This is a genomic window from Luteimonas yanweni, from assembly GCF_039548475.1.
Taxonomy (GTDB): Bacteria; Pseudomonadota; Gammaproteobacteria; order Xanthomonadales; family Xanthomonadaceae; genus Luteimonas.
This window is the reverse complement of record NZ_JBCLVC010000007.1, coordinates 64,980-77,956: the sequence shown is the minus strand read 5'-3', so window position 1 is coordinate 77,956 and position 12,977 is coordinate 64,980. Positions and strand designations below refer to the sequence as shown.

15 protein-coding genes are annotated in these 12,977 nt (G+C 70.4%); 7 read left to right on the top strand and 8 right to left on the bottom strand.

The window, feature by feature from the left end:
- Positions 1 to 35 precede the first annotated feature (35 nt).
- Positions 36 to 497 carry a CopD family protein gene (locus WCE39_RS03340; protein ID WP_343275298.1) on the top strand — a complete coding sequence of 154 codons (462 nt, stop codon included), beginning with the start codon at positions 36 to 38 and terminating at the stop codon, positions 495 to 497.
- A 25-nt stretch (positions 498 to 522) separates the two neighbouring features.
- Here WCE39_RS03340 and WCE39_RS03335 read toward each other — a convergent pair whose 3' ends face one another.
- The 4 genes from WCE39_RS03335 to WCE39_RS03320 are packed head-to-tail and all read right to left on the bottom strand — an operon-like array spanning position 523 to position 4,763.
- Complete coding sequence (locus WCE39_RS03335) at positions 523 to 1,050, bottom strand: DUF2231 domain-containing protein (protein WP_343275297.1); 528 nt, start codon at positions 1,048 to 1,050, stop codon at positions 523 to 525.
- A gap of 1 nt (position 1,051) precedes the next feature.
- Positions 1,052 to 1,426 carry a hypothetical protein gene (locus tag WCE39_RS03330; RefSeq protein ID WP_343275296.1) on the bottom strand — a complete coding sequence of 125 codons (375 nt, stop codon included), beginning with the start codon at positions 1,424 to 1,426 and terminating at the stop codon, positions 1,052 to 1,054.
- Positions 1,423 to 3,939: a cytochrome c oxidase subunit I gene (gene ctaD, locus WCE39_RS03325; protein WP_343275295.1), complete on the bottom strand. Its 2,517-nt coding sequence runs from the start codon at positions 3,937 to 3,939 to the stop codon at positions 1,423 to 1,425. The genes WCE39_RS03330 and ctaD overlap by 4 nt, the downstream gene beginning before the upstream one ends.
- Positions 3,936 to 4,763: a cytochrome c oxidase subunit II gene (locus WCE39_RS03320; protein ID WP_343275294.1), complete on the bottom strand. Its 828-nt coding sequence runs from the start codon at positions 4,761 to 4,763 to the stop codon at positions 3,936 to 3,938. Before WCE39_RS03320 ends, ctaD begins: the two co-directional genes overlap by 4 nt.
- 169 nt (positions 4,764 to 4,932) lie before the next feature.
- Here WCE39_RS03320 and WCE39_RS03315 point away from each other — a divergent pair, with 169 nt between their 5' ends.
- From WCE39_RS03315 to WCE39_RS03300, 4 genes are all read left to right on the top strand, one after another.
- Entirely contained in the window at positions 4,933 to 5,511 is a 579-nt protein-coding gene (locus WCE39_RS03315; protein WP_343275293.1) for an anthranilate synthase component II, read from the top strand.
- Positions 5,512 to 5,582: 71 nt separating this feature from the next.
- Positions 5,583 to 6,791, top strand: coding sequence for an anthranilate phosphoribosyltransferase (trpD, locus tag WCE39_RS03310; protein WP_452299556.1), 1,209 nt, complete (start codon positions 5,583 to 5,585; stop codon positions 6,789 to 6,791).
- Positions 6,788 to 7,609, top strand: a complete 822-nt coding sequence (gene trpC, locus WCE39_RS03305; protein ID WP_343275292.1) for an indole-3-glycerol phosphate synthase TrpC — start codon at positions 6,788 to 6,790, stop codon at positions 7,607 to 7,609. Before trpD ends, trpC begins: the two co-directional genes overlap by 4 nt.
- Before the next feature lie 56 nt (positions 7,610 to 7,665).
- Complete coding sequence (locus WCE39_RS03300; protein WP_343275291.1) at positions 7,666 to 8,487, top strand: haloacid dehalogenase-like hydrolase; 822 nt, start codon at positions 7,666 to 7,668, stop codon at positions 8,485 to 8,487.
- Positions 8,488 to 8,666: 179 nt separating this feature from the next.
- On the opposite strand, the gene WCE39_RS03295 is transcribed toward WCE39_RS03300, so the two are convergent.
- The 3 genes from WCE39_RS03295 to crp form a co-directional block, all read right to left on the bottom strand.
- Positions 8,667 to 9,422: a sulfite exporter TauE/SafE family protein gene (locus tag WCE39_RS03295; protein WP_343275290.1), complete on the bottom strand. Its 756-nt coding sequence runs from the start codon at positions 9,420 to 9,422 to the stop codon at positions 8,667 to 8,669.
- A 144-nt stretch (positions 9,423 to 9,566) separates the two neighbouring features.
- On the bottom strand, positions 9,567 to 10,034 hold the full coding sequence (locus WCE39_RS03290; protein ID WP_343275289.1) for a GNAT family N-acetyltransferase: 468 nt from the start codon (positions 10,032 to 10,034) through the stop codon (positions 9,567 to 9,569).
- A 5-nt stretch (positions 10,035 to 10,039) separates the two neighbouring features.
- Positions 10,040 to 10,672, bottom strand: a complete 633-nt coding sequence (gene crp / locus WCE39_RS03285) for a cAMP-activated global transcriptional regulator CRP (RefSeq protein WP_343255054.1) — start codon at positions 10,670 to 10,672, stop codon at positions 10,040 to 10,042.
- A gap of 216 nt (positions 10,673 to 10,888) precedes the next feature.
- Between crp and speD the strand changes: the two genes are divergently transcribed.
- Complete coding sequence (gene speD / locus WCE39_RS03280) at positions 10,889 to 11,680, top strand: adenosylmethionine decarboxylase (protein WP_343275288.1); 792 nt, start codon at positions 10,889 to 10,891, stop codon at positions 11,678 to 11,680.
- A gap of 184 nt (positions 11,681 to 11,864) precedes the next feature.
- The gene (gene sugE, locus WCE39_RS03275; RefSeq protein WP_343255052.1) at positions 11,865 to 12,182 is read left to right on the top strand and encodes a quaternary ammonium compound efflux SMR transporter SugE; all 318 of its coding nucleotides are present in this window, start codon (positions 11,865 to 11,867) and stop codon (positions 12,180 to 12,182) included.
- Here the strand turns inward: sugE and coq7 are convergent.
- The gene (coq7, locus tag WCE39_RS03270) at positions 12,179 to 12,820 is read right to left on the bottom strand and encodes a 2-polyprenyl-3-methyl-6-methoxy-1,4-benzoquinone monooxygenase (protein ID WP_343275287.1); all 642 of its coding nucleotides are present in this window, start codon (positions 12,818 to 12,820) and stop codon (positions 12,179 to 12,181) included. The two genes, sugE and coq7, sit on opposite strands and share 4 nt — an antisense overlap.
- Positions 12,821 to 12,977: the final 157 nt, after the last annotated feature.

The following is a 12,977-nucleotide window of genomic DNA, read 5'->3' as shown; positions in this document are numbered from 1 at the left end:
AGGACACACTGCGCCGGACCTTCCGGGGAATTGCCATGTACTTCTGGCTGAAGATGCTGCATGTATCGGCGATGGTCCTGTGGTTCGCGGGCCTGTTCTTCCTGCCGCGGCTGATGGTCGCGCACCATCGTGGCGAGCGCGATGCCGCCAGCGTGTACTTCACCGTGGTCGCCAACCGCATCTTCTTCCGCGTGGCCTCGCCGGCCGCGTTGGTCGCCGTGGCGACCGGCATGACGCTGATCGCCTACGGCCCCACCGGCGCGTGGCTGGTGATGAAGCTGGTGCTGGTGGCCATCGTGGTGATGCTGCATCTCTACGCGGGAATGATGCTGTACCAGCTCGGCCAGGGACGCAGCCGCCACGGTGCCGCGTTCTACCGGATCCTTGGCTGGGCGCCGCTGCTGGCGCTGCTCGCGATCGCCGCGCTCACCGGAGCCAAGCCGCTCACCGTCGGCGACCTGCCGGCGCCGCCCGGCGTCGAGACCGGCCCGCGCTGAGGTCGCGTGCCGGGGCAGGCCCGCCTCAGGCCCGCGGCGGCGCATCGGGTCCATCGTCATCCCCGCCGGCACCCCCGGCGACGCCGATGCCGTGGTGGAAGCTCAGTCCGCCGCCCAGCCAGCCGGCTACGCCCACCAGCACCGCCATCAGCGATGACAGCAGCAGGCCCCAGGGCCAGACCGCCGCCACCGGGTCGGGCCAGCGCAGCCAGGCGTTTCCGGCCGCGACCGCGAGCAGCATCACCGCCGCCATCGCATGGCTCCAGGCCGAAACGTGCCGGCGCACGACGGGGATCAGCAGCAGGTCGACCAGGCCCACCGCGCCGGCCACCAGGCCCAGGGCCAGGCCTGCGCCGTTGAGCACCGCGCCGAGCTGGGCCCAGAAGGGCAGGCCGCTCCACAGGAACAGCAGGTCGGCGGGCGCGACCACGATCAGGAACGCGATGGGGAACACCACCAGCATCGGGTGCACCGGATGCTTCAGGATCGCCACCTTGCTCTCGACGGTGCGGCTGGTCTGCGGTGGTTCGGGCGGGCGAAGCGGAGCGGGCATGTCAGGCGCAGCCGGGCAGCAGGAGGACAGGGATGGTGGTGAAGCAGATCGCGACCGCGGCCATGACCGAGAGTGCGCCGGCCACCGCCGCGGCGAAGCGGCGGCGCGCGGCGAGCCTGGGCATCGATGCCTCCGCGCGCGCCGCGTGCCAGCCGCGCCATGCGCGCAGGCCAAGCCATGCGAGCATCGCCATCGCGACCGCGGTCAGGGCCACAAGCCACCAGGCCAGCGCCTCCAGGCCTGCAAAGCGCGGCCCGTCGAGGCCTTCCGCGCAGGCCACGCCCTGCAGCGAATACACCGCCACCAGGTGCAGCGCCCACACCGCCATGGGCGCGCCGATGCCGGTCAGCCTGTAGGGCGAAAGCGCGCCGCTCATATCAGCCTCGGGAACAGGTGCAGCACGGCCCATGCCAACAGGCCCTGCGCCACGGTGTAGCGCCAGAGGGCGGCGGTGACGCGGGCTTCGAGCGGCCGCGCCGCGGTGGCCAGGCCGCGGCGCAGGCGCGCTGCCACGAAGGCCGCGAACAGCATCGCCAGCAGCACGTGCACGATGTGGAATCCCGCCAGCGTCCACGCCACCGAGGCGTAGGCGTGGTCACCCGGTGCGCCGGTCGGTGCCATCGCCCAGGCGTGCGCCGCGACGAAGGCCGCGCCGCACGCGAGGGTGGCGATCCAGCCGGCCGCCGCCTGCACCGGGCGGTCCTTGGCCAGCGTGCGCGAGGCGAAGCGCGTGGTCGCCGCGCAGGCGAGCAGCAGCGCCAGCGACGCAAGCATCGCGGGCCAGCCGGCGAGGCCGATGCCCGCCGGCGGCCAGGTGCCGGTCCCCAGCCACAGGTAGAAGTAGCTGAAGACCAGCGAGGCGAACAGCGAGCCGTCCACCAGGAGCGACATCACCAGCGCCCACCAGCCGGGCGCGTTGCGCGCCGCGCCCTGCGAGGGCAGCACCAGCCCGGGTCCGGCCTCGACCGCGTCCGGGCCGCCGGGGTCGCCCGTCGTCCATGCCCAGCGCCACAGCAGCACCAGCAGCGGCGCCAGCATGAGCAGCGCGCCCCAATACAGCTTGGCGATGAAGCAGGCCAGGAGCGCCGCCAGCACCAGCGCGGCCAGCAGCGGCATCCAGGTCGGGCCGGAGACGCGGATCACCTGCTCCGGCCGCGCGTCGAGCAGGCTCGTTCCGAGCAATTCGCGTATGCCGTGGCGCGCATCGCCCAGGAGCCCGTCCGTCCGCGCGCTGGCTTCGGCCAGCATGGGATCGGCCCACAGCGGATCCCGGCCCCGTACCTGCGGCACCGAGGCGAAATTGAAGTTCGGCACCGGGTGTTCCAGCGCCCACTCCAGCGTGCCGGCGCGCCATGGATTGCGCCGGCTGCGCGGCCCGTGCCGGAAGCTCATCGCCACGTCCAGCAGCACCGCGACCATGCCCACGGCCAGCACGAAGCCCGCCGCCGTGGACACCAGGTTGAGCCAGTGGAAGCCCAGCTCCGGGAGGTAGGTATAGGCCCGCCGCGGCATGCCCAGCAGGCCGGTCAGGTACATCGGCAGGAAGGTCATGTTGAAGCCGATGAAGACCAGCCAGAACGCGGTGCGGCTGAGGCTTTCGGAAGGCTCGCGTCCGCTGGCCAGCGGAAGCCAGTAGTAGAGGCCCGCGAACAGCGGGAACATCAGCCCGCCGATCAGCACGTGGTGCAGGTGCGCGACCACGAAGTGGCTGTCGTGCGCCTGCCAGTCGAAGGGCACCATCGCCACCATCACGCCGGTGAGCCCGCCGGGCACGAAGACGAAGAAGAAGCCGAACAGGTACAGCGTCGGCACGCGCAGCCACGGCCGGCCCGCCCACAGCGTCGCGATCCACGCGAACACCTGGATGCCCATCGGGATCGCGACCGCCATGCTCGCGGCGCTGAAGAAGGCCAGTGCCAGCAGCGGGATGCCGACCGCGAACATGTGGTGCACCCACAGCCCGAAGCTGAGGAAACCGGTGGCCACCAGCGCGAGCACGATCCAGGTGTAGCCGACCATCGGCCGGCGCGCGAAGGTCGACACCACCATCGACACCACGCCCGCCGCCGGCAGGAAGATGATGTAGACCTCCGGGTGGCCGAACAGCCAGAACAGGTGTTGCCACAGCAGCGGATCGCCACCCAGCGCCGGATCGAAGAACACGAACCCGAAGGCGCGCTGGATCTCGAGCAGGATGCTGGCAAGGATGAGTGGCGGGAAGCCGAACACGATCATGAAGCTGGTCACCAGCATCGCCCAGGCGAACAGCGGGATGCGGCGCAGGTCCATGCCCGGCGCGCGGCCGATGAGGATGGCGACGATCATCTCCACCGCGGCGGCGACCGCGGCAATCTCGGAGAAGGTCACGCCGATCAGCCAGAAGTCGGCGTTGAGCCCGGGCGACCAGGTGGCGTCGGTCAGCGGCACGTACATGAACCAGCCCGAGTCCGGGACCGCGTCGAACAGGAAGCTGGAGTACAGGAACAGGCCGCCGAACAGGTAGCACCAGTAGCCGAAGGCCGAGAGCCGCGGGAAGGGCAGGTCGCGCGCGCCGAGCATCTTCGGCACCAGGTACAGCGCGAAGCCTTCCATCACCGGCACCGCGAACAGGAACATCATCGTGGTGCCGTGCATGGTCACGAACTCGGCGTAGCGCTGCGGGTCCAGCACCTCGTTGCCGAACCAGGCCAGCTGCAACCGGATGAACATCGACAGCAGGCCGCCGACCAGGAAGAAGGCCAGGCCGGTGACGATGAAGCGCATGCCGATGGTGGAGTGGTTGACCGCGGTCAGCCGGCCGCGCCAGCCAGGGGGAGTGGACCAGGTGTCGTGGAGCGCCTGGAGACGCTCGTCATCCGGCGTCGCGGCAGGGCTGGCCGAAGCGGTCATTGCGATGTCCCCGCGGCGTCGGCGTCGTCCACGGCGTCGACGCGGCGTGCGCCACCCGAGGCAAGCGCATCCAGCGTCGCGATGGCGGCCGCGTCGGCGCGCGCCACCGCGGCCGGGACGCCGGAGCCGGGCGTGCGTGCGAGCCAGTCGGCGTGGGCGGCATCGTCCTGCACCAGCACTTCGAAGGCCATCCTGGTGTGCCCGGTGCCGCAGTATTCCGCGCACTGGCCGCGGATGCGGCCACCGCCGTCGGCGCGCAGGCGCAGGCGATTCACGCGCCCGGGCACGGCGTCGATCTTGCCGCCCAGGCGTGGGATCCAGAAGGAGTGGATGACGTCGGCGCTGGTGATGCGGAACTCGACCAGGCGCCCGCGCGGCATCGACAGCACGTCGAGCGATTCGCCCACTACACGGCCGGCGTCGTCGTAGTAGCGGAAGTGCCAGCGCCAGCGCCCGGCGACCACGTCCACGCGCGCATCGACCTCCTGGCCGAGCCCGGTGATGCGCGCGCTGGACACCGAGCCGTAGACCAGCAGCCCCGCCAGCAGTACCGGCGGCAGCAGCAGGCCACCTCCGACGATCAGCCGCTGCGGCTTCGCCAGCGCACGCGTGTTGCGGCCGCGGAACAGCGCCCAGCTCACCAGCGCCATGACCAGCAGCCAGACCGCCATCGCGCCCCAGAACATCGCCCACCAGATGCCGGCGATGGCCTCGGCGGCGGGGCCGGCGGGGTCCAGCGTGGACTGCGGGCCGGCGCAGCCGGTTGCCGCCAGCGCGAGCGCGGCCAGCACGGGAAGGCCCTGCAACGGCGGGACGCGGGACACGGTGCTCGCGATGGTGCTCCCCTCGTGTGGATGGCGGTCCCCCCGCGGGCCGCTGCATGCTCCGGGCAGGCTAGCGGCGGCCGTGGGCAGCGAATGTGAACGCGCGTGCGGGCGGGCGTTCGGGGAGAATGTGCGGCCCCCTCCTCCAAACCCACTGGATGCGGCGCACATGCTGCTGATGATCGACAACTACGACAGCTTCACCTTCAACCTCGTGCAGTACCTGCAGGTGCTGGGCGCCGAGGTGGAGGTGGTGCGCAACGATGCGCTGACGGTCGACGACATCGCGCGTCGCCGGCCCAGCCACATCGTGATCTCGCCGGGTCCGTGCACGCCCGACGACGCGGGGGTGTCGGTCGAGATGATCGAACGCCTGGGCGCGACCACGCCGATCCTCGGCGTCTGCCTCGGGCACCAGGCGATCGGCCAGGCCTACGGCGGCCGCGTGGTGCGCGCCGGCCGGATCATGCACGGCAAGACCTCGCCGATCCGCCACGCCGGCCGCGGCGTGTTCGCCGGGCTGCCGGACGCCTACGAGGCCACGCGCTACCATTCGCTGGTGGTGGAGCAGGCAAGCCTGCCGGACTGCCTTGAAGTCACGGCCTGGACCGAGAACGACGATGGCAGCCGCGAGGAGATCATGGGCCTGCGCCACCGCGAGCACCCCGTCCAGGGCGTGCAGTTCCACCCGGAGTCGATCCTCAGCCAGCACGGCCACGCGCTGCTGAAGAATTTCCTCGACGCCTGAGGCAGCCGCCGGACCGGCGCCGCGCGCGGCGCTCCCGCATCCCCCACCGCCGACAGAAGCCAGTTCCCGACATGCCGATCACCCCCCAGGAAGCCCTGCAGCGCACCATCGAGCACCGCGAGATCTTCGAGGACGAGATGTTCGACCTCATGCGCCAGATGATGCGCGGCGAGGTGTCCCCGCAGATGACGGCCGCGATCATGATCGCGCTGCGGGTGAAGAAGGAAACGGTGGGCGAGATCACCGGCGCGGCGCGCGCGATGCGCGAGCTGGCGCGCAAGGTGGACGTCGCGGACCGCACGCACCTGGTCGACATCGTCGGCACCGGCGGCGACGGCGCCAACACCTTCAACATTTCCACGGCCTCGAGTTTCGTGATCGCGGCCGCCGGCGGGCGCGTGGCCAAGCACGGCGGGCGCAGCGTCTCGTCGACCTCGGGCAGCGCCGATGCGTACGAGGCCCTGGGCGCGACGATCGAACTGTCGCCCGGGGCCGTGGCGGAGTCCATCGCGCGCTCGGGCATCGGCTTCATGTATGCGCCGGCCTACCACCCGGCGATGAAGGTCGTTGCGCCCGTGCGTCGCGAGATGGGCGTGCGCACGCTGTTCAACATCCTCGGGCCGCTGACCAATCCGGCCGATGCGCCGGCGATCCTGATGGGCGTGTTCCATCCGGATCTCGTCGGCATCCAGGTGCGGGTGCTGCAGGAGCTGGGCGCCGAACGCGCGCTGGTGGTCTGGGGCCGCGACGGCATGGACGAGATTTCGCTTGGCGCCGGGACGCTGGTTGGCGAGCTGCGCGACGGCAAGGTGCGCGAGTACGAGATCCATCCGGAAGACTTCGGCATCCCGATGGCGGCCAGCCGCAACCTGAGGGTGGATGGCGCGGAGGAGTCGAAGGCCATGGTGCTGGAGGCGATCATCGACGCCGACGGCCTGCCGGGGCGGATCGTGTCGCTCAACGCCGGCGCGGCGCTGTATGTCGCGGGCGTGGCGGATTCGATCGCCAGCGGCGTGGAGCTGGCGCGGGAGACGATCATTTCTGGCGCGGCGAAGGCGAAGCTGGATGAATTCGTCGCCGCCACGCGCGAGCTGGGCGCCGGCGCGATCGCGGCCATGGCCGCTCCCACAGCGGCTCCCGCCACCGCCTCCAGAGCGGCTCCCGCCACCGCTCCCACAGCGGCTCCCATGGTTGCTTCCACAGCGTGCGGGGACTCTTCCGTGGGAGCGGCTACAGCCGCGATCGATGCCGGGGAGCCGGCTGAAGGGAGCACGCCATGAGCACGATCCAGGCGCCGGACGTTCTCGCGCGCATCCTCGCGCGCAAGCTGGAGGAGGTCGCCGAGCGCAACCTGCGCGTGTCGCGTGCCGAGATCTTCATGCGCCTGGCCGACGCGCCGCCGTTGCGCGGATTCGCCGCTGCGCTTGAAGCGAAGATCGCCGCCGGCCACGCCGCGGTGATTGCCGAGGTCAAGAAGGCCAGCCCGTCCAAGGGCGTGATCCGCGAGGATTTCGATCCCGCCGCGATCGCGCGCAGCTACGAGGCCGGCGGCGCGGCCTGCCTCTCGGTGCTCACCGACGTCGACTTCTTCCAGGGCGCCGACGACTACCTCCGGCAGGCGCGCGACGCGTGCTCGCTGCCGGTGCTGCGCAAGGACTTCATCGTCGACGGCTACCAGGTCGACGAGGCCCGCGTGCTTGGCGCCGACTGCGTGCTGCTGATCCTGGCCGGCCTGGACGATGCGCGCCTGCACGACCTGTGCGCGCAGGCGCTGGAGCTGGGCATGGACGTGCTGGCCGAGGTCCACGACGCCGACGAGTTCGAACGCGCCCTGCGCCTGCCGTCGGTCGATGGTCGTGCGCCGCTGCTGGGCATCAACAACCGCGACCTGCGCACCTTTGACGTGTCGCTCGACACCTCGCTCGCGCTCAAGGCGCAGGCGCCGCAGGGCCGCCGCCTGGTGACCGAGAGCGGCGTCATGACCGCGGGCGACGTCGCGCTGCTGCGCGGCGCCGGCATCGATGCCTTCCTGGTGGGCGAGGCCTTCATGCGTGCGCCCGACCCGGGCGTGGCGCTGCGCGGGATGTTCGGCACGTGAGCGGGGACCGGTTCGCGGCCATGGCCGCTCCCACGAAAGCGGGTCACGGTGCTGTTGTGGGAGCCGCTACAGCGGCGAATCCCGGCGAAACGCAGCGCTACGCGGCCCCGCGCGACGACGCCCCCCTGGTCGTCTTCGACTTCGACCACACCCTCTACGACGGCGACTCCGGCAGCCACCTCTTTGCCTGGCTGATCAAGCGCGCCTGGTGGCGCCGTCTGCTGGCGCTGCTCCTGGCGCCGGTCTTCGGGCCGATGGTCGCCTTCCTGCCGACGCGCCGCATCGGCATCTCGGGCTTCGTCTGGGCGGGGACCGTGGGCTTCAGACGCGTGCGCGAGCTCGATGCGCTGATCGATGCCTACGTCGCCGGCCACGTCGAGGGGATCCGCGGCCGCCTGTTGCCGGTGGCGCTGGAGGTCTTCCACGCCCACCGCCAGCGCGGCGACCGCGTGGTGGTGGCGACGGGCGCGCCGCCGGAGCTGGCGCGCGCCATCCTGTCCTTCGTCGCCCACGAGGACGTGCCGGTGGTCGGCACCCTGGCCGGCCCACGCTTCGGCGCCGTGGTCGCCGCGCGCCACTGCCACAACGAAGAAAAAATGCGGATGCTGCGCGAGCGCGGCTGGGGCGACATCGACGCCGCCTATTCCGACTCCTGGGCGGACCTGCCGCTGCTGCTCGGCGCGGGCCGGCCGGTGGTGGTGAATCCGAAGCCGGGCTCGATCGAACGCTTCCGCCGCGCGCTGCCGCCGGGCACGCCGATCCTCAACTGGGGCTGCCCCGGCCGCGGCGGCGAACCGGTCGCGGCCGGCATCGCCGAAGGCGGCACGCTGCCCGCCGACCGCCCCCAAGGGCAGCCGCTGCAGGGCACCGGTTTGTAGAGCAGCCGTTGTAGGGCACCGGTTGCAGGGCACCGGTTGCAGGGCGCCGTTTGTGGCGCAGCCCCTGTAGAGCACCGTAATGGGAGCGGCCTTGTGGGAGCGGCCTTGTGGGAGCGGCTACAGCCGCGATCGTTCAGCCGCAATCGCGGTGGCACCCGCTCCGGCAGGTGTGTGCCGGTCTAGCTCGCCAGCGCGCGCCAGATCTGGACGCTGGAGATCGCCAGCACCAGGCCGCCCACCGCGAACAACACCAGGCGCTCGCGCACGTGGCGCACCAGCAGCGCCGCCATCGGTGCCGCGATCACGCCGCCCACGAGCAGGCCCAGGATCACCTGCCAGTGCTGCAGTCCGATCGAGAGCAGGAACGTGATCGAGATCGCCAGGGTGACCACGAACTCGGCCGCGCTGACCGTGCCGATGCTGGTGCGCGCTTCACCGCCCCGGGCGAGCAGGGTGGACGTGGCCATCGGCCCCCACCCGCCGCCGCCGATGGCGTCGAGCAGTCCTGATACGAAACCGAGCACGCCCACGCGCTTCACCTCGCCCCGCGGCAGCCGGCGCCCCGCGGCGCGCAGCATGATCAGCAGCGCGAGCACGAACAGGTAGCCGTGGATCCATGGCCTGATCGCCTCGCCGTCGATCCGGCTGAGCAGGCTGGCGCCGATGATGCCGCCGACCACGCCGGGCGCCGCAAGGCGCAGCATCAGCCGGCGATCCACGTTGCCGAGGATGCCGTGGGCGGCCCCCGAAACGCCGGTGGTGAACACCTCGGCGGTGTGCACGCTGGCGCTCACCGCCGCCGGCGGCATGCCCATGGCGAGCAGGATCGAGGACGAGACCAGGCCGTAAGCCATGCCCAGCGCGCCGTCGATGAGCTGGGCGCACAGGCCGATGGCCACGAACAGGAGGAAGTGGCTGTCGAGCAGGTCTGCCATGTGCAGGTCGTTCCGGCGTCGTACGGCGCCCGTCCGTGGAAGAGACGCAGGGTACGGCGGCGCTGCGATCGCGGCTATAGCCGCTCCCACGAATCGCCCGGTCCTGGTCGGCGTCGCCGGCCGGCGTCGTGGCCGTGCGGGAACTCAGGCGTCGCCGAGGCGCTTGATGAAGCGCAGGGTGCCGTCGCTGAAGCCGCAGGCCCTGTAGAAGGCGTGGGCATCGGTGCGCTGCGAGCCGCTGGCCAGTTCGACCCGCGCGGCGCCGGCGGCACGCGCGCGGCGTTCGGCTTCGCGCAGCAGCTGGCGGCCCAGGCCGCGGCCCTGGACATCGGGCGAGACCACCAGCGCCGTGATCCGGCAGGTGGTGGTGTCCAGCGGCAGGTAGTACATGAAGTCCAGGGCGACCAGACCGGTGACCATCCCTCCGCAGCGCGCTACCACCAGGGCCTGGCGGTCGTCGCCGCTGATCACGGCGATCCGGCGGGCGGCATCCGCGGTGTCGCAGGGATAGCCGAGTTCGCAGAGCAGGGCGGCGACATCGTCGGCGTCGATCGACGACGCGCAGCGCAGGTCGGCGTCCGGAAGCACCCCGCGGGGCTCGAACGCGACCATCCGGCTCAGCGGGTGCCGAACAGCACGATGGTCTTGCCCCGCGCGTGCAGCTTGCCGTCGATCTGCAGCTTCTTGAGCACGCGTCCGGCCATCTCGCGCGAGCAGCCGACCAGGCGCGCCAGCTCCTGGCGCGAGACCCGAAGCTGGGTGCCGTCGGGATGGCTCATGGCCTCCGGCTCCCGGGTCAGGTCGTGCAGGGTGCGGGTGATGCGGTCGGTGACGTCGAGGAAGGCCAGGCGACCGGCCTTGCGGCTGGTGTCGAGCAGGCGCCGGGAGAGCTGGGCGCCGATCGAGTACATGATCTGCGTGGCGTCGCCCGACAGCGAGCCGTCGAACAGCTGGTACAGACGCTCGTAGCTGATCTCGGCCAGCTCGGTCTGCACCCGCGTGCGCAGGATCACCTCGCGGACGTCGGATTCGATGAAGAGGCCCATCTCGCCAACGAACTCGCCGGGGCCGAAGTAGCCCAGGATCAGTTCGCGGCCGTCGTCCTCCTCGGTAATGATGCTGACCGAGCCGCTGACCACGTAATACATGGTCCCGGCCTGGTCGCCCGGTCGGAAGACCTCGGTGCGGGGCGGATAACGGCGACGATGGCAGTGCGCGAGGAAGCGCTCGATCGTCGCCGGCGATGGCATGAGTGGATGCAGGGGGCGCTTGACGATGCTGATAATGGCCACAGGGCTGATAGTCATGAAGAAGTTAAACGGGGGATGAAGCAAGAGTAGGCCGTCAGGCCGCATCCGGCAAACCGTTGATCCCCCTGGGAGCGCCTCGGGCCGCGGCCCGGTCGCAGCCGCGGCCCCTTTGCCGCATACTCGCGGACTTTCCGCCCGAACCGGGGTCCGCACGACGTGGTCAAACCGCTGCCTCGCTTGAAACTGCAGGGATTCAACAACCTCACCAAGGCCCTGAGCTTCAACATTTACGACGTGTGCTACGCCGTCTCCAAGGACGAGCGCCAGCGCTACATCGAATACATCGACGAGGAATACAACGCCGACCGGCTGACGCAGATCCTGAGCGACGTCGCCGAGATCATCGGTGCCAACATCCTCAACATCGCGCGCCAGGACTACGATCCGCAGGGCGCCTCGGTGACGATCCTGATCTCGGAAGAGCCGGTGATCGACAAGGCCGACGCCAAGGGCGTGATCTCCGACGCGGTGGTCGCGCACCTGGACAAGAGCCACATCACCGTCCACACCTATCCGGAAACGCACCCGCAGGCGGGCATCGCGACCTTCCGCGCCGATATCGACGTCGCCACCTGCGGCGTGATCTCGCCGCTGAAGGCGCTGAACTACCTGATCGAAAGCTTCGAGTCGGACATCGTGATCGCCGACTACCGGGTGCGCGGTTTCACCCGCGACATCAAGGGCAAGAAGCATTTCATCGACCACAAGATCAATTCGATCCAGGACTTCCTGGCCAAGAACATCAAGGCCCGCTACGAGATGTTCGACGTCAACGTCTACCAGGAAAACATCTTCCACACCAAGATGCACCTGAAGGACTTCGACCTCGACCAGTACCTGTTCGAGGAGAAGGCGCGCAACCTGTCGTTCAAGGAGCGGATGAAGATCGAGATGCTGCTCAAGCGCGAGATCGAAGAGCTGTTCCACGGGCGCAACCTGGTGGTGTGAACCTGGCTGGCATCGGGCGCCGGCGGTCTGGCGGCGTTCGACACGGCGCTGGCAGGATGCAGCGACGATCCACGAGTGCGGGACGACCCGCCCGCGGGGCCTGGTTCCGCGCACGAAGACCGACGGCGGTCCGGAGCGAAGGCTCCGGGCCGTTTTTCATTGCACCCACCGAGGAAACGCCCCCATGGCATGGATCTACCTGCTGCTCGCCGGCCTGTTCGAGATCGGCTTCGCGATCGGACTCAAGTACACCGACGGGTTCACGCGCCTGTGGCCCAGCGTGTGGACGGTCGTGACCGCGGCGATCAGCCTGTGGCTGCTGACCCAGGCGCTGAAGGTGATCCCGGTGGGCACCGCGTATGCGACCTGGACCGGGATCGGTGCGGTGGGCGTCGCGACCATCGGCATCCTGGCGCTGGGCGAGAGCGCTTCGCCGGCGCGGCTGGCGTGCATCGGGTTGATCGTTGCCGGCGTGATCGGCCTGAAGCTGGTTTCAGCCTAGAGGCGGTAGGCGACGGTTTTCATGAGCTTCGATGCCGCCGCCATCAGCGTCGGGATCGGCTGCGGCAGCACCCGGGCGCCGGCGGCCTCGGCGTTGTCGGCGTGGCGCGCCTCGTCGGCCTTCATGGTCTCGAGGATGGCGCGGCTGCGCAGGTCGGCCGCCGGCAGGGTCTGCAGGTGCTCCGCCAGATGGGCTTCGACCTGGCGTTCGGTCTCGACCACGAAGCCGAGGTTCCAGCCATCGCCGCGCAGGCCCGCCAGCAGGCCGATGGCGTAGCTGCCGCCATACCAGAGCGGGTTGAAGATGCTCGGGCGGCTGTCGAGTTCGCGCAGGCGGTCGTCGCACCACGCAAGGTGGTCGGTTTCCTCCTGTGCTGCTTCCAGCAGGTGGGCGCGGGTGGCCGGGTCGCGCGCCACCGTCGCCTGGCCGACGTACAGTGCCTGCGCGCAGACCTCGCCGACGTGGTTGATGCGCATCAGGCCCGCCGCGTGGCGGCGCTCGGCGTCGTCGAGCTCGACCTCCGGCTCGCCAGTGCCGGGGTTCGGGCGCTCGGCCCGTGGCCGCCCGGCCACGGTTTCCAGCGCGTTCTGGGCATCCGCCAGCAGGCGGTCGATCGGGGAGAGGGTGCGAGTGATCATGGCTTCATTGTGCGCCGGCTCCGGCAAGTTGCGGTACCTGGCCCGGACCGGTACAATTCCGCCTCTTGCGTTCCCCGAACGTGAAAACGCGAGGCGACGTTCCGCAGGGCGATGGCCCGCGCAACCAGCCCGACCAGTCACCCCTGAGAGTTTCCTG

What these genes read in the sequence shown, in the direction of transcription:
- WCE39_RS03335 (WP_343275297.1), bottom strand. Translation starts at nt 1,050, where the DNA reads ATGCCCGCTCCGCTTCGCCCGCCCGAACCACCGCAGACCAGCCGCACC.
- WCE39_RS03295 (WP_343275290.1), bottom strand. Translation starts at nt 9,422, where the DNA reads ATGGCAGACCTGCTCGACAGCCACTTCCTCCTGTTCGTGGCCATCGGC.
- sugE (WP_343255052.1), top strand. Translation starts at nt 11,865, where the DNA reads ATGGCATGGATCTACCTGCTGCTCGCCGGCCTGTTCGAGATCGGCTTC.
- ctaD (WP_343275295.1), bottom strand. Translation starts at nt 3,939, where the DNA reads ATGACCGCTTCGGCCAGCCCTGCCGCGACGCCGGATGACGAGCGTCTC.
- WCE39_RS03340 (WP_343275298.1), top strand. Translation starts at nt 36, where the DNA reads ATGTACTTCTGGCTGAAGATGCTGCATGTATCGGCGATGGTCCTGTGG.
- trpD (WP_452299556.1), top strand. Translation starts at nt 5,583, where the DNA reads ATGCCGATCACCCCCCAGGAAGCCCTGCAGCGCACCATCGAGCACCGC.
- trpC (WP_343275292.1), top strand. Translation starts at nt 6,788, where the DNA reads ATGAGCACGATCCAGGCGCCGGACGTTCTCGCGCGCATCCTCGCGCGC.
- crp (WP_343255054.1), bottom strand. Translation starts at nt 10,672, where the DNA reads ATGCCATCGCCGGCGACGATCGAGCGCTTCCTCGCGCACTGCCATCGT.
- WCE39_RS03315 (WP_343275293.1), top strand. Translation starts at nt 4,933, where the DNA reads ATGCTGCTGATGATCGACAACTACGACAGCTTCACCTTCAACCTCGTG.
- WCE39_RS03330 (WP_343275296.1), bottom strand. Translation starts at nt 1,426, where the DNA reads ATGAGCGGCGCGCTTTCGCCCTACAGGCTGACCGGCATCGGCGCGCCC.
- coq7 (WP_343275287.1), bottom strand. Translation starts at nt 12,820, where the DNA reads ATGATCACTCGCACCCTCTCCCCGATCGACCGCCTGCTGGCGGATGCC.
- WCE39_RS03290 (WP_343275289.1), bottom strand. Translation starts at nt 10,034, where the DNA reads ATGGTCGCGTTCGAGCCCCGCGGGGTGCTTCCGGACGCCGACCTGCGC.